The sequence below is a fragment of the Streptomyces sp. NPDC020597 genome (assembly GCF_044335095.1).
In the GTDB taxonomy this organism is placed as follows: Bacteria; Actinomycetota; Actinomycetes; order Streptomycetales; family Streptomycetaceae; genus Streptomyces.
Map to the genome: position 1 here is coordinate 112,549 of NZ_JBIRUL010000016.1, position 21,521 is coordinate 134,069.

The window sequence follows — 21,521 nt, forward strand, 5'->3', positions numbered from 1 at the left end:
AGCCTCCATGTTCACGGCGGCCGGATGTGGATGAGGAAGCGGAACATGGCACACCGCAGAGCCGTGCAGCGATCCCAGGCGGCCGGTCAGCTCTCCGATGGGATGCGTGCGGCGAGCTCCCGTGCCAGCCGGTCGGCCTCCCAGGCGACCGTCCCGCCGTCCTCCGCGACCGTGCGCAGCACTTTGAGCAGCTCGTACGTCTCCTCCAGCGTCAGCAGGCGCAGCCGCTCGACGTCGTGCGGCATAGGGGCGAAGTCGATCTCATCGAGGTCAAGGTGCTCGTAGCCGTCCATGACCAGCGCAACGTCAGCGGCTGTCGCCAGGTCACGGAAGGACGAACAGCTGATGAGGCGGCGGGCCGGAATGTTGCCGGCGCCGCAGACAAAGGGCCTGTCGTGAAGGACGATCGCCCATACGACGACAGTCTCTCGGGGACTTTCGCCGAACGATGGCCCGTGCAGGGCGAGGGTCAAGGACACGACCTCTGGCACTATCCCGCCTTCCGCCACCGAACCCGATCACGAAACCCCGGTCCGGGGATGTGAGTTGCGCACACTGCAACGCCCGGCGCAACCGCTACTCCCTCAACCACCAACACGGTGTCCACTGGTCAACGACCGCGCCTCAGGCGACCCCCCAGCGGGTCATCGCGCACCCTCACGGCCCATCTGCGTGCGCCCGCTGACGGTCCGGCGGGCGAGTGCGGGCGCGAAGTCGGCGGATCCCTCGTGTGAGAGGGCATGTGCGAGGTCCATGCCGTCAGCTCACTGGCAGCCCCCGACCGCGCTGACGGCCACAGCCCCCGACCACGGTCACGTTCCGGCAACATGCGCACTGGGCTGGCGTGGTCGGACTCACGGTCGGGCCGACCACGCCCGTTGCGCCAGCCGACGTTCGCGCAGGCGCGGTTGCGCAGCGGCGCCGTTGCTCGCTGCGCAGTCGGCTGGGCAACGCCTCCCGGGTCTTGCGCAGTCGGCATATGCAGCCCCTGCGCACAGCGGACAGGCGGGGCCGGCGGTGGTCTGCCCTGGGCTTGCCGGGCCAGTCCGCCTCACCGCTTTCACGGCGATGGTCGGTTCCGGCCGTGCCCGGTCGCGCCGTCTGGGGCCAGGTCGGGGCTGTGGTCGGGCCGACCACAGCCCCGACCACGGGCTCGTGTCCTCATCGTGATTGTGGTCGGGGGCTCATGGTCGGTGGTCGGGTCGAGGTCGGCGGGTTTCCTCGTAGTCGACAACAACCGTTCTGACCTGGGAGTTTGACCATGTCCCCTGGCAAGCAGGGCTCGGAGAGCGAAGCGGCTGTCCCGATGGCCGCAGGTGCCCGGCTGGAGAAGATGAGGCGGCGCGTGCGCCTGTCGCGTCTGGTCCTGTTCACCGCGATCGCGGCCGGCCCTGTCGCCCTGGGCGTCGCCGTGATGTCCGGCCCGGGCACCGTCGCGGCTGCTCCCCCGGACAAGCCGACCGCCGTGCGCAGCGCGGCCGCCGGAGCAGACCCGGGCGGCTATGCGCAGGTGTTCGTCGACGCGTGGTTGCGCAGCAGCGCCGACGACGCGGACAGTGCGCAGGCGCGGCTTGCGCAGTCCCTCGCTGTGGACGTCGATCTGCCGAACCCGGTCGCCGGTGTGCACCCGAAGCCGACATCGGTGAGCGCCGTGCGCAGTGTGCAGCAAGGGCCCGGCGCGTGGGCGGTGACCGTGGCTGCGTACTACGCCGACGGACGGCTGCGCTATTTCGTCGTGCCTGTCAGGGCCGACGCGAGCGGTGCCTCGTTCACCGTGACCGGTGCCCCCGGTGCGGTGGCCGGCCCGGCGCGCGCCGCGGTGGCCCCCTCGCGGTACAGGGTGAGCGTGCCGGCCGGCGGCGATCTGTCTTTGGCCCTCGGCGAGTTCTTCGGCGCGTATCTGACCGGGGCTGCAGAGGTGGACCGCTACCTCGCACCCGGGGTGAAGCTGTCGCCGCTCTCCCCCGCCCCCTACACCGCGGTCACCGTTCAGCAGGTGGCCGCGGTGGAACAGGCCGCGGCCGCCGAGCAGGTGCCGGCCGACGGCACGACGGTCCGCGTCCGCGTTCGGGTCGACGCGCGGGACGACGCCGTGCGCTGGCCGCTGGCGTACGAGCTCGCGCTCAAGGCCCGCTCTGGCCGGTGGGAAGTCGCAGCCCTGGAGTCCGGGACCGCTCAGGCGGGCGGTGCGCGGTGAACACGGTGCACAGCCTGATGCTCGCAGGTCAGCTGGACGACCTGGGCAACTCGTGGATCACCATGTTCAAGAACTGGGCGACCAAGGGGCTGCAGGCCGGTCTGCTCGTCCTCGTCGTCGTCACCATGATCCAGAAGTTCTCGCTGAAGGCGGGGATCGGCGCCCTGCTGCTGATGGTGATCGCGCTGGGACTGTACGACTCGCGCGACAGCCTCGCGAACATGTTCGAGGACGAGGTGAAGAACCCCTCCAAGGGCGCACCCGCCGTCCCGGGCATGGTCCAGTCCGAGCTCCCGAACTCCCCCATGCACGCTCCCGACGCCGGGGGCCGGCTGTGACCGCGACCACCGGCCGGGTGGGCCGCTTCTACACCTCTGCCCGCCGCCACCCCTGGGTGCTGGGCAAGGTCGCCGACTGGCGGATCCCCCTCGGCCCCTACACCCCCGCGCAGATCGCGTTCGCCGTCGGCGGCGGCTTCTTCCTCGTCAAGACCCTCGGCTGGTGGTCGTGGATGGGCCCCGTGCCCATCGTTGCCTGGCTGCTGACGATCTGGGCGGTGCGCCGGCCGAAAGTCCGGGGGCGTGCCCCCCTGCAGGCGGCCCTGGGCTGGGTGCTGCTCGCCTGGCAGCCCCGCGGAGGGCGGATCGGCGGGCGGGCCGCCCGCGACCACCGGTCGCATCCCCTGCTCGGCGGTTTCACGATCGAGGACGCGCCCGCGCACGCTGCGGGGGCCGCACTCTCCCGTCCGGCTGCGCATCGTGCCGCCCGGGCGTCGCGGCCGGGCCCGGCTGCGGGTCGTGTGTTCACCCGCCACCGCACACAGCCGGCGGCTCCCGCAGCGCCGGTGCATCCGGTGTCGCGTGTGCAGCAGTTGCTCACCCTGGCCGGGCAGGGCGGGGGTGTGCGGTGAGGGTTGCGGTCCGTCACATCGCCGGGCACCTGGTGTGGTCGACGCAGGGCAGCGTGTGGGCGCTCTACCGGCTGCACCCCGGCCCGGACGCTCAGGGGCGGTGCGAGGAGAGTGTCCAGGGCACCTACGTGACGTCCCCTGTGCGTGACGAACAGCTCGCCAGGATCACCCATCTGGTGCGGTCGCTGTCCGGGGCGCCGCGGTTGTTCGGGCTGTGCGCGCAGGTCGACCCGGGCGAGATCGCGCTGCGCATGATCGAGGGCATCGAGCCGGCCGGGCAGGCGCCAGGTGCGGGCCGGCACCCGTGGGTGGAGAACGTCGAGGCCACCCTTGATCTGCTGGACGGCCAGGAGATGCACCGCCGCACCCTGTGGCTGGCGGTGCCGCTGCAGACCGACAGCGCCGGCCTGCAGATATCGGCTTCCCTCGGTGCGGCGTGGGCCCAGCTGTCCCCGATGCTGGGCGTGCGGCCTGCGCCGGTGACACGGCGCGAGGTGAGCTCCTACCGCGAGCAGGCTGTGCGGGTGGAGGCCGCCCTCGCCGGCGGCGTGGCGTTCCGTCCGGCCCGCCCGGCGGAGATCGTGTGGATGATCCAGCACGCCCTTCACCGCGGCCTGGCGGAGCCGCTGCTGGCCGAGGCCGAGAGCAGCGGGCTGTACGGCGGGCGCATCCAAGACGGTGTGCTGCGCTCCCCCAGCTACGCCGACCTGGGCCAGGTCCGTCTGCAGGAAGGCGGCATCGACCCCGGTCTCGACGACGTCGACGGACTCAAGAGCGCGGGCCGCATCACGCGGTCGGGCCGCACGGCCTGGTGGCGGCTGAACGTCGGCTCGCCGCTCGGGCGACGTTGGCTGCAGGTCGAAACGGACGCCGGGGTGGGCTATCAGGTGCAGTTGGCGCTGGCCGAGTGCCCTCCCGCGGTCAGCCAGCATGCCGCGGATCTGTTCGCCCAGCTGGAGCTGCTCGACTTCCCCGTGGACTACAGCGTCGATCTCACCCTGGTGCCTGCGGAGAAGGCTCGCGCCCAGGTGCGGCGCAAGAAGAACGAACTCATCGACCAGGCAGACCAGTACGACGCCCGGCCCACCGGCATGCCCGCCTCGCTCACCGAGGCCGCCCGTGACCTCGGCGAGCTGGACGCCCGCCTTGCGCGCACCAGCGTGGAAGTCGAGGTGCAGTCCGTCACCGTGCTGACGGTGTGGGGCCCGACCGCCGCCGTCTGCGACGCCCGGGCCCGCGCTCTGGCCGCGCTGCTGGGCGGCGCCGACTACCGTGCGGTGCGCCCGGCAGGCCTGCAGGAGGCCCTGTTCGCCCTGGGCCTGCCCGGCACGGTGCGGCCCGGCGTGGTGCGCGAGTTCATCCAGCACCAGATCTCCGAGGACTGGGCGCTGGGCGGGGCCTTCACGACTGCGGAGGTCGGCGACCCGAACGGCATGTTCCTCGGCATTGACCTGGACAGCGGGACCACCCGCCCCGTGATGATCAATGTCGCGGACGCCCCCAAGGTGGACGCGTCGGCCTCGATGGGCGTCGTCGGTGACCTCGGGGCGGGCAAGAGTGTGCTGCAGAAGCTGCTCGCTGAAGCGGTGTGGGCGCGCGGTGGCTGCGCGATCTGCATCGACCGCACCCCCGTGCGCGAATGGGCCGCCTTCGCCCGCACCGCGGCGAAGGACCGCGTTCAGATCATCGACGCCGCCCAGGCTGAGGTGTCCATCGACCCGCTGAGGATGTTCGCCGGCCCCGAGGGACGGCACTACGCCCTGTCGTATCTCACCCTGCAGCTCGGCATCGGCCCGATGAGCACCAACGGCGAGGTCCTGCACCACGCCGTCGAGGAGGCCGCCGCCAGCCCCGAGCCGTCCATGCACCGCGTTCTTGACGTTCTCGAGGAGATGGCCGCGAGCGAGGCGGGCAGACGGCAGGACGCGGCGGCCGCCCTCGCCGGCCTCATCCGCGTCGTGGCCACCAATCCCCTGGCCCGGATGGTCTTCGACCCGACGCTGCCGCCGGTACGGCTGGACGCCTCCAGCAGCACCGACATGATCGTGATCACCACGACCGGGCTGACCCTGCCGCCGAAGGCCGCGTTCGACAAGCCCGAAGTCCTGCACCAGCAGCCACTGGAAGCCCTGATCGGGCGTGCGGTGCTCTACCTGATCGCGGTGATCGCCCGGCAGACGGCCTTCGAGGTCCCCGAGCGGTTCACCGCGGTGGTGCTGGACGAGCTGTACTGGCTCACCTCGTCCGCCGAGGGCACCGCCCTGGTCCACGAAATCCTCCACGACGGCCGCAAGCACGGCGCGGGCCTGATCGCCGGCTCCCACGACGCCGACGAACTCGGCCCCGACCGCGGCCTGATGGCCTACCGCGCTCTCGCCCGCACCGCGGACCGCGAACGCGCCCGCCGCGGTCTGGACTTCCTCGGCCTCGACCCGGGCGACCTCGAGCTGCTGCGGCTGGTGACCACCGGCCTGTCCCCCGTCGGACAACGCGGCCGCGAAGGCGAGTTCCTCCTCGCGTGCCCGCGGCAGAACACCGGCCGCATCAAGGTCGTCATCCCCCGCATCGAGCGGATCGCCTCCTCCATCGCCACCACGCCCGGACGCCGCACCACCACACCGGCAGGCCGCACCATCACGTCCGGGGCCGCACCGCTGGCCGGCGCGGCCCCGGACGAGAGTCCGAAGGAACTCCGATGACCTCATTCCCGCCCAGCCGTTCCCGGCGCCTCGCCGCAGCCGCGAGCGCTCTCGCAGCGATCGCCGTCACCGTCGGCGTGCTCGTCCTGGTGCTCGGGGCGAGCCTGCCGCAGGCATGGTGGCCGCGCACCGGACAGGCCTTCGCCTCCGACGCCGCCCCGGCGCCCGCGAACGCGTGCGATCGGATCACCGGTCCGGCCAAGGCGTACTGCGAGCGCGGCCGCCGTGTCTCGAGCGCCGGATCGGACAGGGACGGCAGTGGCACCGCCGCGTGGAAGCTGCTGCTGGCCGCGACAGCGGTAGGCGCGCTCCTGGTCTGGCGGTGCCGGACGCCTACGAGGCAAGGGCGGCCTTGAGATGTTGCGTGCAGACCGTGGCGCGCAGCGTGCGGCTGGCACGGTCCTGCTGCTCACCGCTGTGTTCGTCATGGTGAACAGCCAGGTCGTGTACGCGGCTGGCAGCAGCAGCGAGACCGGGGACCTGCTCGCCCCGCTGAACATCTCCTCCTCCGAGGGCGTGCCGATCGACGGGTACGACCTGAACGCTTCAGGCGGCTCCATCGTCGCCTTCAAGACGCAGGCCCTCGCCTTCGCCCTGTCCGGCCTGTTCACCCTGATCCGGCTGCTGGTCGGCCTGGCCGGGTGGGCAATCGAGGTCGCCTTCCGGTTCCCGCTGCTGAAGATCCTCACTCGCCCGGCGCAGAAGGTCGCTGACAGCTACGACTCCGTGGTGGTCGACACGCTGGGGCTCAAAGGCCTGCTGCTCGCGTGGGCGTTCGTCTTCGCCGGGTTCATGATCGTGCGCGGGCGCCTCGGGCGCGGCCTGGGCGAAATCTTCCTCACCCTGCTCATCGGGGCGTTCGCCGCCTCGGCCCTCATCCGCCCCGACACCCTGCTCTCCCAGGACGGGCCGCTGGGACAGTCCCAGCAGGCGGCAGCCGAGGTGGCCCAGCAGAGCGTCAACGCCTACGACTGGGGCGGCAAGCTCGCCAGCTACGACCCCTGCGCCGGCATGGCCGGCAACGCCGAGATCACGTGCGAGGAACGTGGCGGCGAAGGACCCATCTCCTCAACTGAAGTGGCCCGCCCCCTCCAGGACTCGATCACGAACGCGTTGGTGGTCAAGCCCTACATGCTGCTGCAGTACGGGCGCATCCTCGACCCGACCAGGCCTGCCGAGCGCAAGGCATACGCCGTGCACCTGAAATGGATCACCGGCGGATACAAGGTAGGCAGCGCCAAGGTCACCAACAAAGGAAAGGAGGCATGCAGCAAGGTTCACGGCTCGGCCAAGCAGTACTGCGAGCGGGGCTACCTCGAGGGCGTCACGAACGCGGACGGCAGTGGCGACGGGCTGCCGGCGCTGACACCCGGGGGTGCGCTGCTGGACACTGCCAACGCGCTCGTCACCGACGAAGACCGCGAATTCGACGCGTTCCTGGCGGACATGAAACGGGCCGGCGATGTCGGCACGTCCTGCGCCGCTTACGCAGAGAAGCCCACCTGGTGGCGGGTCGGCGGCGCCGGCCTGCTGCTGGTCGCCGCACTGTTCATCTGCGGCATGCTGCTCTCCTCGGCGATCGTGCTGCTGGGCACCCAGGGCATCTGCGCGGCCGCGGCCGCCGTCGGCGGTGTCGCCTTCGTCGCCGGCATGCTGCCCGGGCCGGCGCGCCAGTCGGTGTGGAAGTGGCTGTCCCTGTGGGGCATCTCGGTCCTGACCGTGGTCGGGATCTGCGCGTTCATCCCGTTCTTCGGCATCGCCTTAGACGCCACCCTCACCGATGGCCCCGACCTGATGGTCGAGCGGATCCTGCTCATCGACGTCCTCGCCATCGCGGGCGCTGCCGGGCACCGCCGGCTGCTGACCTCGATCACCTCCTTCGGCCGGCGCATGGCCGTGCGGATGCGGTACGCCAAGGTCGGCGGCACGCACATGCCCGGCGACACCTCCGAGCTCGGCGCCGCGCTCGCCATGAACTCCCCCGCTGCACTCGGCGGTTACGGCGGGGGCTTGCGCGCCTTCACGGGCGGCGGCCGGTTCGGGCTGCTCGGCACCCGCCAGCGCCTGATGGGCGCGCTGACGTCGCTGTTCGACGGGGCGGGTATGCCGGTGGACACCGGTCGTGTGCTCGCCGACGCAGGCGCCGAAGCAGGACGTGGGCTCGCCCCGCTCACTGCGGCGGCCGCCGTGGCCGGGGTCGGAGCGCGGCTCGGTGCGAAGGGCTCCCACTGGCTGCTGATCGGCCGGCGGCCGGACCAGGAGCAGCTGGCCAAGTGGGTCAAGCCCACAGCGGACGGCGACCCGGACACGGGCGGCCCGCCCGGCGGCGGGAACGGCGGTTCGGGCGGCACAGGACCGCGCCGTCCCGGCGGTCCGCCCGATCGCTACCGCGACGAGGACGGCCAGGTCGTCGACCGCCGCTCGGGTCAGGTGCTGCACGACCAGAACACCGACCGCACGCTGCTGTCGACGCGCGCCCACAACCGTCTGGTGCGCTTGCGCGGGTACCGCATCCTCAACCGGGGCGGCCGCACCGTATATGGGGCGACGGTCGGCCTCCCGGCCACGGTCCGCCGGGCCCGCGCGCAAGGCTCGCGCTACTCCCAGGACGCCCGCCAGCAGGTGCGGGTGTGGGGCAACACCGTCCGCGAGGACGCCCACGCCTGGGCCGGCATGGGCCGGCAAGCCGCCCGTTCCGGCCCGTTCCGCAGCCGCCGTATTCCGGCAGCACCGACGGCCGTGCCCTCCCGCCAGCCGGACCCGGTCCAGCCGGCGACGGCACGTACCGGTAGCCCCGCCGGCCGGCCGGGGCCAGCCCCCGCTCGGCCGGCCGCGCCGACGTCTGCAGCCCCAGGCAACGCAACATCGGCGGGCACGCCGACGTCCCCGAGCCGGCTCGCGGGCGGCAGCGCCACGCATCCGGCGAGCCCCTCGCTGAACAGGACAGCCCCGCCCCCTCCCGGCGAAGGGAGCGCACGCAGCACACCGCGGGACGAGGCGCGGGCCCGGATGCGGGACCTGTTGCGGCACAACGGGCCCGAGGCAGAACCCCAGCGCCAGGCCGATCGGCTGCGCGAGATGCGGGCGCAGTGGCAGGCCGAAGACGGTGAGGACGGGTGAGAGTGCCTGGACGCCGCCTGAGGCGGTGGGGATGCGTAGGGGTGCTGCTGCTGTTCAGCGGCGTGTGCTGTGCGGCTCCTGTCGCAGGCGCGATCAGCGCGTACGTCGCGCTGCAGACCGGGATTCAGGATGCCGACGGAATCACCGACGGCGGCACCGCTGCGGACATCCCCGCGCGGATGCTGACCGCCTACAAGAAGGCCGCCGTCCAGGTGGGGAGGTACAGGCCCACGTGCCAGGGCATGCGCTGGCCGGTCCTGGCCGGGATCGCCAAGGTCGAGTCGAACCACGCCATCGGCCGCCACGTCGCCGACACCGGCGACATCCGTCCGAAGATCTACGGGGTGCTCCTCAACGGCTCCGGGGCCGGCCAGAACACCACCGTCCTGCCGGACACCGACGGCGGCAAGTGGGACGGGACCGCCAGCGGGGAGCGTGCGGTCGGCCCTTTCCAGTTCTTGCCGTCCACCTGGGAGGACATCGGCGAGGACGCGAACGGGGACAAGACGGCCGACCCGCACAACGCCGACGACGCAGCCCTCGGTGCCGCCGTCTATCTGTGCGGCAAGGGACGGGACTTGACCAAGCGGGCTCAGCTCGAGGCCGCGATCTTCCAGTACAACCACTCAAGGGAGTACGTGTCGAACGTGCTGGGCTGGATCGACCAGTACACGGCGGCCGCGAAGGACCCGGACCTGAAGAACGTGCCGGGCAGGGTCCGCACAGTGATCGAGGCGGCGCTCTCCCAGCGCGGCGTGCCCTACTCGTGGGGCGGCGGCAACGCGAGCGGCGCGTCGTACGGCATCTGCTGCTCCCCCAGCGGCAAAAGCGGCACGAACATCAAGGGCTTCGACTGCTCAGGCCTGACCGTGTACGCCTATGCCAAGGCCGGCATCCGACTGCCGCGTACCGCGGCCGCGCAGGCCGGGATAGGCCGACGGATCCCCGCCGATCTCGGGACCGGCGCGCTCAAGGTCGGCGACCTCGTCTTCTACGCCGACGCTCCCGGCCGCGACGCGACGATCTACCACGTCGGGATCTATCTCGGCAGCGGACAGATGGTCAACGCCCCCAGACCGGGTGCCGCGATCCGCCTGGATGCGGTCAGCGCCATGCCGGGATACGCAGGAGGGGCACGGCTGCTATGACGCGTTCCCCGGCGCGCTCGCCGCGCCTGCTGCTGATCGCCACCGTTGTCCTGGCCGTGGCCGGGGCGGCTCTGCTGATGGTGCCGCATACGCCGAGTGCACCGGCTACTGCGGCGACACCGCCGGCGTCTGCCCCCACGACGGTTGCCTCGGCAGCCGCTCCCGGGGGCTCTTCGGTGCACAGCGGCGCATCCGCGTCTGCCTCGGCTCCCGCCGCACCGCCCGAGCTGGTCAGCGTGTCCGTGCCGCCACCGCACGGCGAGGGCGTGGCCGGCGATGCCGCCATCCAAAAGTCGCTGGAGGGCGCCTGGCCCGCCGACCTTGCCGCCGACGACGAACGCACACTTCTCGCGGCGGGTCGTGGCCTGCTGCGGGCCGACGCCACCGGCATCGGCCGCGGCGCGTGGCCCGCACTCTTCGGCGACCCCGACCATGCGATCGCGCCGCCGTTCTCCACCGCCCGCTTCCGCATCCAGGCCGCCATCGCCCGCAGCGACAGCAACCAGGACAAGGCGGTGGTGCACCTGGTGTGGGCGGGCACCGACCGCGCAGGCACCTACACCGACCGGCGCATCAGCGACTGGTACTTCACCCGCACACCGAGGAAAGGAGCATCTTCGTGGACGCCTCTGCCCCGTACCTGAGCGACCGGGCGGATGACACGGCAGCCGGTCACGTCCTGAATCTGCTGGCCGGCCTGGCCCACGCCGCCGGCTGGGTGATCACCTACTGGTACGTGCCCATGGTGGCTGTTCTCCTCGTCTGGACCGTGAGCGAGATGGTGGTGCGGCAGCTGGCAAAGAAGGCGTCGGCCGAGCGGATGGCGCTGGAACTCGTGCCGGCGGCGTACTTCGACCCCGGCCTGGAGGAGATCTTCCGCCGTGGTGTTCAACTCGCCCGGGCCTCGACGAGCATGCCGTGGTGGGCACCGCGCCGGTCGAAGGCGGTACAGATCCGGCTGCGCGCCGACGGCTCGAGCCCCTTGCGCTACCGGATCGAAGGCCCTGCCGGCGGCGAACGCCTGTTGTCGATCACTCCCTTCGGGCCGGCCGTCACCGTGAACCGCGCCCGTCCCCTCGCCGACAAGCCGCGCAAGCATGTGGTGCGGGCGGAGTTCATCCTGCGCGGCAAGCCCACAGCTCCCCTGCGTGACGTGCCACTGGACCCGGACCCGTTGCAGCCGCTGATCGACGCCGTCTGCGACCTGCGCGCGGAACAGGGCGACCTGGCCGAGGTACGGCTCGACATCCAGCGCGCCCCCAAGTGGACGCTGCGGGCGCGCCGCGTGCAGCTGATGGCGGACGCCCGGCGCCGGGAGCGGCGTGAAGCGCAGCGGGCCGCCAGATGGATGCGCCACGATGCAGGCGGCGTCGAGGACTCGCTGGCCTGGCAGGTGCAGCAGCTGGTCAGCGGCAAGCAGGACGGGGGCGGGCGCCGTCTGGTCATGCCGCCCGTCCCCCGCCGCGTCGACCCTCAGGATGCGCTCGGCAAGCTCGCCGAGGACGATCACCTGGTCCGGGTGCAACTGCTCGTGATGTGCGCCTCGAACACCGAAGGGCGAGCCGAGGCCCGGCTCGGCCAGCTGCAGGCCGCCTTCGACGTCTTCGGCGGCGGTTCGCGGTGGGCGATGCGCGGCTGGCTCGTCGGCCCATGGCGGTTCGGGGCAGACCGCTGGCCCAGCCGGCGCGCCTTCGAGCGCCGCTGGAATCTCAGGCACTGCCAGCCGCCCCGCCCGAACTGGGTGCGCCTGGAAGAACTCACCGGCCTGCTCAAGCCGCCCACGGTGCACTGCCGACTGCCGCTGCTCGCCGCGGACCTGCCGACCTTCGAGTTCGACAACCCCGAGCTGCTGCTGCAAGGCATCTACCGGGCTCCCGACGGCCGCCGCCGCCTGGTCGCCACCTACGCCGAAGAGACACTGTTCGAGGTCGGGGTGGGCAAAGCGGGCGGCGGCAAGACCGAACGCGCCCTCGCGCAGGCGATCGGCTGGGCCCATGCCGGGGGCGGGCTGATGTTCGTCGACCCGCACCGCGACTCCTGGCCCCGCGCCCTGCCCTTCCTGGCCCACGACACGCTGATGCACCGGATCGCGCTCATCGACCTGAACGCCCACGGGCCGACGCCACAGCTGAGTTCATGGAATCCGCTCGGCATGCACCAGGACCAGGTGGCGCACGAGGTCGTCGAGGCCACCGCAGACGCCTTCGCTTCCGCACTCGGCTGGGACGACGCCAGCGCACCGCGCGCACTGACCATCCTCACCGCGGCACTGACGGTGCTGGTGGCCATCAACGAGACTGCGTGCCGGGCCGGACGGCCAGAGGACCAAAGCACCGTCTTCCACGTGCGGGCACTGCTCACCGACCCCGCCTTCCGCGCTGCGGCGCTCGTCGGGGTGCAGGGGCGCCTCGACGAAGAGACCCGTTCCTGGTGGCAGACAATGTTCCCCACCCTGCCCGCCGACTCCTTCGCCGTGGTCCTCAACCCGATCGCCCGCCTCGCCGCCAACCCCGTCACCCGCGCGTTCCTCGGCCAGCCGGCCGGCGTCTACAACATCCGCGCCGCAATGGACTCGCAGATGATCGTTTGGGTGTGCCCAGGCGGCAACGGACCCACCGACCGGCTGATCACCGCGCTCCTCGCCCGCGACCTGCTGCGCGCCGTGCGCTCCCGCCGCGACACCCCCGAAGCCCGACGAGCGCCGTTCCGCCCCTACTTCGACGAGCTCATCACCCTCACCGGCGCAGCCCCGGAAACGATCGCCGCCATGTTCGAAGACTTCCGCAAATACCGCGTCCACGTCCACGGCATGACCCAGCTCCTGGCCCGTCTGCCCGCCCCCGTGCGCCTGTCCCTGGTCCAGAACGCCTCCACCCTCGCCTCGACCACCGGCTCGCAGTCCGCCATCGCCGCGATCACCGCCGAATGGGGCGACCACCCCAGCCCCGCCCTCGTGGCCGCCCTCGACCGCTACGAGCACTACATCTCGCTGACCGTCAACGGCCGACGCACCGGCCCAGTCCAGATCACCGGCCCGCACCTCGACGACGTCTTCGCCCACTACGCCCGCCCCCGCCAGACGGCAGCACTGACACGCGCGGCCCACACCACGGCCGGCGCCGCCCCGCTGCACCAACTCACAGCCCGGGCCGCCGGCCAACTCGAACGCGTCAGCCGCTTCCTCGCCCATCACACCCCCGCCACCCCCGCCGCCCGAACACAGAAGGGATACCAGTGACCACTCCCGCCACACCTGCACCAGCCCGGCACACCCCCAGCCCTACAGAACCGCTCCCCCACCAGCTCCTGACCGCACTGGCCCAACATCGCATGGCCACCACCAGCCAGCTCCACACCCTGCTGCGCCCCCACGCCAGCCGCCAGGCCATCTCCCACCCCCTCAACCAACTGCGCCGCCACCACCTGCTCGGATACACCGTGCTGCCCCAGTCCAACGGAACCCGCGCCTGGTACCTCACCAAAGAAGGCGCTCGCCTCACACGCGACTTCCCCGCCCTACGCGGCCGCCCCCCGTACCCGATCACCACTGTCACGGCCGCCTCCCTGAAAACGCCCCACACCCTGACCGTGGTCCGCGCCCACCTGGTCTTCGCCACCGACGCCCGCCGCCGCGGCGACGAACACGGCCCCCTCGACTGGACCCCCGAGGTATCCCATCCGCTCGGCGACGGCGAACGCGTCATCGCCGACGCGGTCCTGCACTACACCCTCACCAGCGACGAACAGCGCACGAAGCTGCGGGCGTTCGCAGAGATCGACCGGACCACCATGGGCAGCGAACGCCTTGCCTCCAAACTCATCGAGTACGCACGCCTGTGGTCGTACCAGCCCCAGCCCGCCGGCCGCGGCCCCAAAGCCCAGGCCATCACCGGACCCGCATGGCTGCGCTGGTACCCCGTCTTCCCCCGGGTCCTGTTCATCCTGACCGGAGCCTCCCGCAACGTCCTGAACAACCGCATCAGCGACCTGCAAGCCATGACCGCCCAGCACCCACTCGTGAACACCCTCGCCCGGCAGGTACCACTGGGCGCGGCAATCCTGGACGACCTCGAACTCCAGGGTCCCACCAGCGATGTGTGGACGCCCTTAACCGGCGGCACACCCCGGCCATGGACCGCGCTGTGACGCCAGCGGGTTGGTGCAGCGAATGCCGCAGCCCTGCAACAGCCCACCAAACCACTCGACATTTACATAAGCGAACACATAATTTACTGACGCACATCGTAAGGGGTCCCGAACCCGCATTACGTGAAGAGAATCTGGAGTCTCCGATGGAGTCGACAGGCAGCTTGATTCACCAGAGCGAAGATTCACGAAACTGCATACCCTCACCCCGACCTGGTCCGCCAGCCAGCACAGGGATGCCCGGGCATGCAGGGGGTCGGGAACTACGCACTGGAAGACCTCAACGAACTCCGCCACACACGGAACAGGGGCGGCCGGTCCGTTTTCCGCAGCGCGTTCCGGCCACATCGCGCCAGGCGCCCCAACAGCCCCACGAGTCCCAACGCGCCTCAACCAATCACCTCTCCTAGGAAGCCGCCACCCAGAGACCGCCCGAGCACCGTATGAATTCATCCCAAAATGGCTCGCGATGTAGAGACATTCGAGCAACGGCGGCCGACCGCCGCAACGCATCGTGCACCTCAACTTCACAGCCAAAACCCAACCCACCAAGCCTCACTGACGAACAAACACTCGAAACCGGCCGCGGGCATATGCGTAACTTGCGTTCGCGCAACGCATCGCCGCAGCCGACCCGGCCGCCGTTCTGGATTGCCTGTGGGTGGATGTCCAGAGCAGCGGTCGCACCGCACCGCGTCGTATGGGGAGACAACGTGACTGCAAGACAACCGCGCTCTTCACGAATGAGCACTACAGCTGCTCGCACCCGAAAGCACGCAACTGCCTTGGTTCTGGCAGGCAGCCTGGTAACGCTGACCGGTTGCAGTGACAGCGGCAGCGATTCGGGTACGTCATCGCTCAAAAGCCCCACTCGAACCACAGGTGCATCTTCTCCCAGTTCCACCGCCAGCACCGAGGATGCGGCTGTCATTTCGGCCTACACCCGCTCGTGGGAGGCGAAGACCGCGGCCTATCAGAAGGCATCTTCAGCGGGCACCGACGTGAAGAAGTACACGACCTTCAAGGCTCTGGCAGACATCGAGCGCAACTTGGCGGCCATGAAGAAGGCAGGTCAGGTGACCACCGGGAAGCCGGTGCTCCACCCGAAGGTCGTCGATGTGACCGCCACGGGGATTCCCAAGGCCACGGTCGCGGACTGTGTGGACACCACGAACTGGACGCTGATCGACGAGGTCACGAAGAAGAAGGTCCCGCTGCCGTCGGAACGGCTCATCAAATATGTCAGCAGCGCAACGCTGGAAAAGTGGGGGACGAAATGGATGGTCACAGAGTTAGCAGCTCAAGATCAAGCCTGCTGACCCGGCACCTCACCATCCTCACCGGTGCCCTGGTCCTCGCCACGGCAGGCACCGCCTACGCCGACGACCCGGACGTCGATGCCGGAGAGTGCCACGTCGTCGAGTTCTGTGTCGGCGTAGGCGTCAATGACGGCACCAACGACAGCGGTGGGCAGGCGGGAGGCTCCCGGGGCGGCAGCAGCGACAGTGACCTGAACTGCAGCTACACCAAAATCGAGCCAAAGCCGCCGAAAAAGCACCCGGCGTGGAATGGGAAAGACCCCGAGAAGTACGATATGTATTTCATGTCATGTTCGGACGGCGGCGTGGATAACCCTGCCAGCTTCGTCGTCGTGCCAGAAGGCCAGCCTCCTGTGCCGCAGGTGGACCCTCAGGAGTTGGCCCAGCGCGCGGTCGATTCCATGACGTTGCTCGGCCCGGACATCGCCAGCCCGCGCGAGGCCGGAAGGTACACCGTGGGTGTCCCGATGTGGATGTGGGTCAACCAGGGCGCCACAACCTATGGTCCGAACTCCGCGTCGGCCTCGGCGGGCGGGACTACCGTCACCGCGACCGCGAAGGTGTCGAAGATCGTGTGGTCGATGGGCGATGGCACATCCGTGACCTGCAACGGTCCTGGAACGCCCTACGCGTCGTCTGAGGGCATGGCCCCGTCGCCGACCTGCGGGCACGTGTATTCCACGACCTCGGCCAATGCCCAGAGCGGCAAGTTTCCCGTGACGGCGACCTCGACGTGGACGATCAACTGGCAGGGCGGCGGACAGGCTGGCCAGCTCACCGAGGTCCGGCAGACCAGCGTGCAGGTGGCGGTCGGTGAAGTCCAGGTCGTCAGGTAGCACTGCCGGAAGGAAAAACGGTGAGCAAGGCCCCAGTACGTGTAGACGCAACGAACGCGAGCGGAGCTCCGCAGGGACGTGTGGCCGGGCCGGTGACTCCGCCACGGGTGTCGGCCCGTAGGCGCCGTCCAGGTGTCATCGCGCTGTCGCTGGCGCTGATCGCCGCGGGAGGCGCCGGCGTTGCAGTTCTTCTGCTTCAGGTCGGCGACCGCACTGACGTGGTGACCGTGGTCCGCGATGTCCAGGTCGGTCAGGTCCTCACCGAGGACGACCTGGGCAAGGCCTCGATCGCCCTGGATCCGGCCGTCAAGGCGGTGCGCTCTGATGACGTGGACTCAGTAGTGGGAAAGCGGGCAGCGGTGGAGCTCAAGCCGGGCTCTCTTCTTGCCCCGTCGCAGGTGACGAAGGATTCGCTGGTGAAGGCTGGTGAGCAGTTGGTGCCGGTCGGGCTCGAGCCCAAGCAGATCCCCGCCACGGCTTTGGTGCCGGGCCAGAAGGTCCAGTTGGTGCATGTCCCGGCGCAGGGGGCGGCGGACACCGGCGCGTCTGCCGGCGCCGCTCCGCAGACCATCGACGGTCGGGTCGTGAAGGCGACCGGTGCTGCTCCTGGGACCGGGATCGTGGTGGTCGACGTTGCCACATCGGCTGCGGACGGTCCCAAGGCTGCCGCGTGGGTGGCCGCCGGTGCCCTGCGCCTGGTCATCGCCGCCCCGGACGGCAGCTGATGGCCGTCATCGCGCTGGCCGGATGCAGTGGCGCGCCCGGCGTGACGACAAGCGCTTTGGCGTTGCTGTTGTCCTGGCCGCTGGAGCGGGGCCGGCGGATGATCCTGGCCGAGTGCGACCCGGATGGCAGCGCTGTGCTGCACGGGCTGCTGCAGGGCACGCTCGGTGACCGGTATGGGCTGCGCAACCTCTCGGTCGCCGCTCGCCAGGGCGATCTGGGTGATGCGTTTTGGCGTCAGCTGATCGACCTGAGCAGCGACGACGGCAAGGGCACTGCCTCGCACGACCGGCTGTTGCTGCCGGGTATCTCCGATCCCGCTCAGGCGGCGAGTCTGGGTTCGGTGTGGAAGGCCCTGGGGGTCATCTTCCGGGGGATCGCGGCCGAGCACGACCACGACGTTTTGATCGACCTCGGCCGCCGGGGGGCTTTCGGCCCGTGCGGCGTCCTGGCCGAGCAGGCCGACAGTGTGTTCGTGGTGGTGCGCAACACTCTGCGGTGTCTACAGGCAGCTGAGAGCCGGGTCCGCGCGCTGCAGGAGCGGGTCGGTGATGTCAGCGTGCTGATGATCAACGAGGGTCCGTATCCAGCGGGCGAGGTGCAGCGTGTACTGCAAGTGCCGGTGGTCGCGACCCTTCCGTATGCGCGCAACGACGCCCAGGTGCTGTCCGACGGGGCGGAGCAGCCGCGTCACTTCATCAAGTCACCGCTGATGAAGGCTGCCCGGACGGTCGGCGCGCTGCTGGTGCAGCACGCTGCGGTGCGGCAGGCCCGGCTCGATCCATCCGGCGGGCGTGCCTCAGGAGGGGAGGTGTCTCGTGCGCGGTAAGCCTCTGCACAGCGATCCCGTCGTGGCTGCGGCGACCGGCCGCTCTTACCCGGCAGGGCCTCACGCGAACCGCGTGTCGGCCTCTGCTGGAGGGGCCTCGAGCACGCAGGCGCTGGGCGCCGTCGTGCCGCAGCTGTCTGTCGATTACAGGGCTGCCCGGCAGATCGCTGCGCAGGTCGCCAAGCAGCGCGAGGAGCTGCTGAAGACGACGCCGGACATGGACCGGGCGAGCGAGGAGCAGCGCTGTCTGGAGTGGATCAACGAGGCTGTCGCCTTGTGGTCCGATGCCCAGGCGATGGATCCGCAGGAAGATGAAGCACTGCGGCGTGCCGTGTATGACCGGCTCTTTGGTGCCGGCCGGCTCCAGCCGTACCTGGACGATGAGCGGGTCGAGGACATCATCGTTCAGGGCCCGGGCGAGGTGTGGCTTGACTACGGCGACGGTGAACGTCGCATGGTGGGGCCGATCGCCGATTCGGAAGAGGAACTGCTGGAGCTGTTGCGGGAGTTGGCTCGTGGGTCCGGGCACAACGAGCGCACCATCTCCACGGCGAACCCCACGCTGGCCCTGTCCCTGCAGGACGGATCCCGCCTTCAGGCCATCACGGGGCTCGGTCCGATGACCTACGCCGTCATCCGCCGGCACCGGGTCTCCCACGCCGATCTCGACGATCTGGTCCGCCTCGGCACGATCGACCCGGTCCTGCGCGAGTTCCTCGGCGCGTGCGTGCGCGCGGAGAAGAACATCATGATCGCGGGGAAGCAGAAGGCCGGGAAGACCACGCTGCTGCGGGCGATGCTCAAAGAGTTCGGTCCCGAGACGCGTTTCGCCACCATCCAGACCGAGGACGAGCTGTTCGCCCACCAAAACGGCTACCACCGTCAGGTCGTCTCCCTGGTCGGGCGTGAGTCCAACGGTGAGAAGGACGTCACCGGCCGCGGCGCCGGCGAGGTCACCCTCTTGGATCTGATGCACCCTGCGCTGCGGATGTCGCTGGAGCGGATCGTTGTCGGTGAGGTTCGCGGCCCCGAAGTTGTCGCCATGATGCAGGCGTTGACGAACGGCTCGGGCGGCAACCTGTGCACCATTCACGCCCGCCGCCCGGACATCGTCTTCGACCGGATCGCCGAGCTGTACGCGCTCGCCCAGGGCAACCTGTCCGAGCAGCTGGCCTACCGGCAGACCGCCAACGGGCTGGACTTCATCGTGTACGTCGACATGACGGACGAGACACAGATCGGCGGACGCCGCCACCGCTATGTCTCTCATGTGGTGGAGCTGGCCGGGATCGGTGAGAACGGCCGGCCGGCCACGAACACGGTCTTCTCCCCCGGCAGCGAGTTCGGTGATCTGCGGGCCGTGCCGCGGATGGACCCGGGCTGCATCGACGACCTGCGCCGCGTCGGCTTCGACTCCTCTTTGCTCCAACAGCTCTACGGGGCCTGGCAGGCACCGCTGCCGCTGTTGGTGGAGGCGCGCCGATGATCCTGTTGTGGGGGCTGCTGTGCGGCATGGCCGTCGTCGGGGGGCTGATCGGCGTTGTGGCCGAGGCCATGGGAACGACGGCGCCGCGCCGAGCCTCGTGGGGGCGGCGGTGGCAGGCATTGCGCGCCGGGAAGGGGCAGGGCGAGGATGCCCGGCTGCGCCGGCGGACCCTCACGATCGTTGCCGTTGTCGTCTTCGCGGGCGTGTGGCTGGGTTCGGGGAATTTCGTGGGCGGCGCGCTTGTGGGCGGTGCTGTCATCGGCGTGCCCTGGCTGATCGCTCCGGCGCAGGTGGCGCAGGAACGCATCGGCCAGCTGGAGGCTTTGAGCGAGTGGACCCAGCGGCTGGCCGGCCTGCTGCGTCTCGGCATGGGGTTGGAGCAGGCGATGATGACCAGCCGCAGGGGCGCGCCGGACGAGGTTGCCCCGCAGATCGTCACCTTGTCCGACCGGTTGCGGCTGGGGTGGCGGCCGGAGGGAGCGCTCCGCGCGTTCGCTGATGAGCTCAATGATGTGACGGCGGACAAGGTGGTCGCCGCTCTCATCTTGTCGGTCAACGACCGCGGCCCGGGGCTGGCTCAGGCGCTGGAGGAGTTAGCGGGCGCGGTCCGCGATGAGGTCGCGAAGAAGCGCGCCATTGAGGCGGACCGGGCGAAGCCGCGGACCACGGTGCGATGGATGACGATCATCACGGTGGGTGTCGTGGGGGCCGGGTTCTTTGTGCCCTCTTACACGAAGCCGTACTCCACTCTCCTCGGACAGCTGGTGCTTGCGTTGCTGATGGCGGGGTTCATCGGGGCCCTCGCTCTGATGCGGCAGCTGGGGTCCTTCCGCCGTGTCCCCCGCTTCCTGATCACCGATGCTTCCAGCACGGTCCGGCTGCCTCTGCCCGCGGCGGATTCGGACGCGGTGGTCGTCGGACGTGCACCGGAAGGAGTCACCTCATGAACGTGCTCCCGGTGATCGCGTCCGGTGGCACGGTCGGCGCCGGTCTCGCGTTGCTGGTACGGGAATTCTTGCGCCCTCAGCCCGCGTTGGGGGCAGCCCTCGCCCGCAGCGCTCCAGCTGCCTTGACGATGCCGGAACCGGAACTGGATCGGGAGGAGGCATGGGGCCGGTGGCTGCTGGGCCGCCTCGAGCGCCTGCCCGGTGTCCGGATCCCCACCACCGACCTGGCGCTCATCGGCCAAGGTCCAGGCCAGTTCATGCTCAAGAAGACGGCGCTCGCCGCACTCGGTCTGCTCTGCCCGGTGATCGCGACGATCCCGTGGATCGTCGCGGGCGTCAGCCTGCCGTTCTACATTCCCGCCGGTGTCGGACTGATCATTGCGGGGTTGCTGTTCATCACGCCCGACCTCGCCGTGCGCGACCAGGCCAGGCGGGCACGGCAGGAGTTCGCGCACGCCCTATCCGCCTACCTCGACCTGGTCGCGCTCAAGCGGGCCGCCGACGCCGGCCCCGCCGAGGCGTTGGAGAAGGCTGCCGAAGTCGGCCGCGGCTGGCCGTTCCTGTATCTGCAGGGGGCGCTGCGCCGGGCCCGGCTGGAGAAGATCCCGCCCTACCAGGCACTCACAGAACTGTCCGCCGAGTACGGCCTGCCCGTCCTGGACGACCTCGCCGACATCATGCGGGGCTCGGCCACCGAAGGTGCCGCCGTCTACAAGGCGCTCAGGGCCCGCAGCACCGCACTGACCACCGAACTGCTGGCCGATCAGGCCACGGAAGCCAACACCGCCAGCGAGAAGATGACCGCCCCGGGAGCCCTGCTCGCCGTGCTGGTCATGCTGCTGATGGCCTTCCCCGCAGTGATCCGCATGCTCACCGTCTGACCCCGCCCGCTGCACCCCAGCCTTTCAGCCCTCACGTGGAGGAGCCCGATGAAGTACACCTCAGAGCGCTTACACAGGGCGCTGACCAGTACGGCCAGATGGATATCGACGCGCATCGAGGAAGGCCGACAAGAACGCGCCCGCCGCCCGGACGGCGGGGACATCAGCATCACCACCGTCATCATCTGGGTGGCCGCCGTCACAGGCGCCGTGCTCATCGCCGGGACGATCGCCATCCTGGTCACTAAGTACAACGGCAAGCTGTCTGGACTGTGACCGT

Annotated in this window: 19 protein-coding genes; 18 read left to right on the forward strand and 1 reads right to left on the reverse strand. The window is 70.2% G+C overall.

Annotation, left to right across the window (positions count from 1 at the left end; translation table 11 throughout):
• Window positions 1–86: 86 nt before the first annotated feature.
• Window positions 87–473, reverse strand: coding sequence for a DUF6417 family protein (locus ACH4ZA_RS25810; RefSeq protein ID WP_398431837.1), 387 nt, complete (start codon window positions 471–473; stop codon window positions 87–89).
• Between the two features lie 788 nt (window positions 474–1,261).
• On the opposite strand from ACH4ZA_RS25810, the gene ACH4ZA_RS25815 reads away from it, so the two are divergent.
• From ACH4ZA_RS25815 to ACH4ZA_RS25900, 18 genes are all read left to right on the forward strand, one after another.
• Window positions 1,262–2,197, forward strand: a complete 936-nt coding sequence (locus ACH4ZA_RS25815; RefSeq protein ID WP_398431838.1) for a conjugal transfer protein — start codon at window positions 1,262–1,264, stop codon at window positions 2,195–2,197.
• Window positions 2,194–2,535: a hypothetical protein gene (locus ACH4ZA_RS25820; protein WP_398431839.1), complete on the forward strand. Its 342-nt coding sequence runs from the start codon at window positions 2,194–2,196 to the stop codon at window positions 2,533–2,535. Before ACH4ZA_RS25815 ends, ACH4ZA_RS25820 begins: the two co-directional genes overlap by 4 nt.
• Entirely contained in the window at window positions 2,532–3,107 is a 576-nt protein-coding gene (locus ACH4ZA_RS25825; protein ID WP_398431840.1) for a hypothetical protein, read from the forward strand. Before ACH4ZA_RS25820 ends, ACH4ZA_RS25825 begins: the two co-directional genes overlap by 4 nt.
• Window positions 3,104–5,806, forward strand: a complete 2,703-nt coding sequence (locus ACH4ZA_RS25830; RefSeq protein ID WP_398431841.1) for an ATP-binding protein — start codon at window positions 3,104–3,106, stop codon at window positions 5,804–5,806. Before ACH4ZA_RS25825 ends, ACH4ZA_RS25830 begins: the two co-directional genes overlap by 4 nt.
• The gene (locus tag ACH4ZA_RS25835; RefSeq protein ID WP_398431842.1) at window positions 5,803–6,162 is read left to right on the forward strand and encodes a hypothetical protein; all 360 of its coding nucleotides are present in this window, start codon (window positions 5,803–5,805) and stop codon (window positions 6,160–6,162) included. The genes ACH4ZA_RS25830 and ACH4ZA_RS25835 overlap by 4 nt, the downstream gene beginning before the upstream one ends.
• 1 nt (window position 6,163) lies before the next feature.
• Window positions 6,164–8,926: a hypothetical protein gene (locus ACH4ZA_RS25840; RefSeq protein ID WP_398431843.1), complete on the forward strand. Its 2,763-nt coding sequence runs from the start codon at window positions 6,164–6,166 to the stop codon at window positions 8,924–8,926.
• Window positions 8,927–8,967: 41 nt separating this feature from the next.
• Entirely contained in the window at window positions 8,968–10,074 is a 1,107-nt protein-coding gene (locus ACH4ZA_RS25845) for a C40 family peptidase (RefSeq protein ID WP_398431844.1), read from the forward strand.
• Window positions 10,075–10,310: 236 nt separating this feature from the next.
• Complete coding sequence (locus ACH4ZA_RS25850) at window positions 10,311–10,718, forward strand: hypothetical protein (protein WP_398431845.1); 408 nt, start codon at window positions 10,311–10,313, stop codon at window positions 10,716–10,718.
• Complete coding sequence (locus tag ACH4ZA_RS25855) at window positions 10,694–13,312, forward strand: ATP/GTP-binding protein (protein WP_398431846.1); 2,619 nt, start codon at window positions 10,694–10,696, stop codon at window positions 13,310–13,312. Before ACH4ZA_RS25850 ends, ACH4ZA_RS25855 begins: the two co-directional genes overlap by 25 nt.
• Window positions 13,309–14,220 carry a replication-relaxation family protein gene (locus tag ACH4ZA_RS25860; protein WP_398431847.1) on the forward strand — a complete coding sequence of 304 codons (912 nt, stop codon included), beginning with the start codon at window positions 13,309–13,311 and terminating at the stop codon, window positions 14,218–14,220. Before ACH4ZA_RS25855 ends, ACH4ZA_RS25860 begins: the two co-directional genes overlap by 4 nt.
• Window positions 14,221–14,963: 743 nt before the next feature.
• Window positions 14,964–15,539, forward strand: coding sequence for a hypothetical protein (locus ACH4ZA_RS25865; protein WP_398431848.1), 576 nt, complete (start codon window positions 14,964–14,966; stop codon window positions 15,537–15,539).
• On the forward strand, window positions 15,485–16,375 hold the full coding sequence (locus tag ACH4ZA_RS25870; RefSeq protein ID WP_398431849.1) for an ATP/GTP-binding protein: 891 nt from the start codon (window positions 15,485–15,487) through the stop codon (window positions 16,373–16,375). Before ACH4ZA_RS25865 ends, ACH4ZA_RS25870 begins: the two co-directional genes overlap by 55 nt.
• A gap of 107 nt (window positions 16,376–16,482) precedes the next feature.
• On the forward strand, window positions 16,483–17,100 hold the full coding sequence (locus tag ACH4ZA_RS25875; protein ID WP_398431850.1) for an SAF domain-containing protein: 618 nt from the start codon (window positions 16,483–16,485) through the stop codon (window positions 17,098–17,100).
• Window positions 17,100–17,927 carry a hypothetical protein gene (locus ACH4ZA_RS25880; protein ID WP_398431851.1) on the forward strand — a complete coding sequence of 276 codons (828 nt, stop codon included), beginning with the start codon at window positions 17,100–17,102 and terminating at the stop codon, window positions 17,925–17,927. Before ACH4ZA_RS25875 ends, ACH4ZA_RS25880 begins: the two co-directional genes overlap by 1 nt.
• Complete coding sequence (locus tag ACH4ZA_RS25885; RefSeq protein ID WP_398431852.1) at window positions 17,917–19,413, forward strand: CpaF family protein; 1,497 nt, start codon at window positions 17,917–17,919, stop codon at window positions 19,411–19,413. Before ACH4ZA_RS25880 ends, ACH4ZA_RS25885 begins: the two co-directional genes overlap by 11 nt.
• Entirely contained in the window at window positions 19,410–20,360 is a 951-nt protein-coding gene (locus tag ACH4ZA_RS25890) for a type II secretion system F family protein (protein WP_398431853.1), read from the forward strand. The genes ACH4ZA_RS25885 and ACH4ZA_RS25890 overlap by 4 nt, the downstream gene beginning before the upstream one ends.
• A complete protein-coding gene (locus tag ACH4ZA_RS25895) occupies window positions 20,357–21,241 on the forward strand; it encodes a type II secretion system F family protein (RefSeq protein WP_398431855.1) in 885 nt (294 codons plus the stop codon). Before ACH4ZA_RS25890 ends, ACH4ZA_RS25895 begins: the two co-directional genes overlap by 4 nt.
• Window positions 21,242–21,289: 48 nt before the next feature.
• Window positions 21,290–21,517 carry a hypothetical protein gene (locus ACH4ZA_RS25900; RefSeq protein WP_398431856.1) on the forward strand — a complete coding sequence of 76 codons (228 nt, stop codon included), beginning with the start codon at window positions 21,290–21,292 and terminating at the stop codon, window positions 21,515–21,517.
• Window positions 21,518–21,521 lie beyond the last annotated feature (4 nt).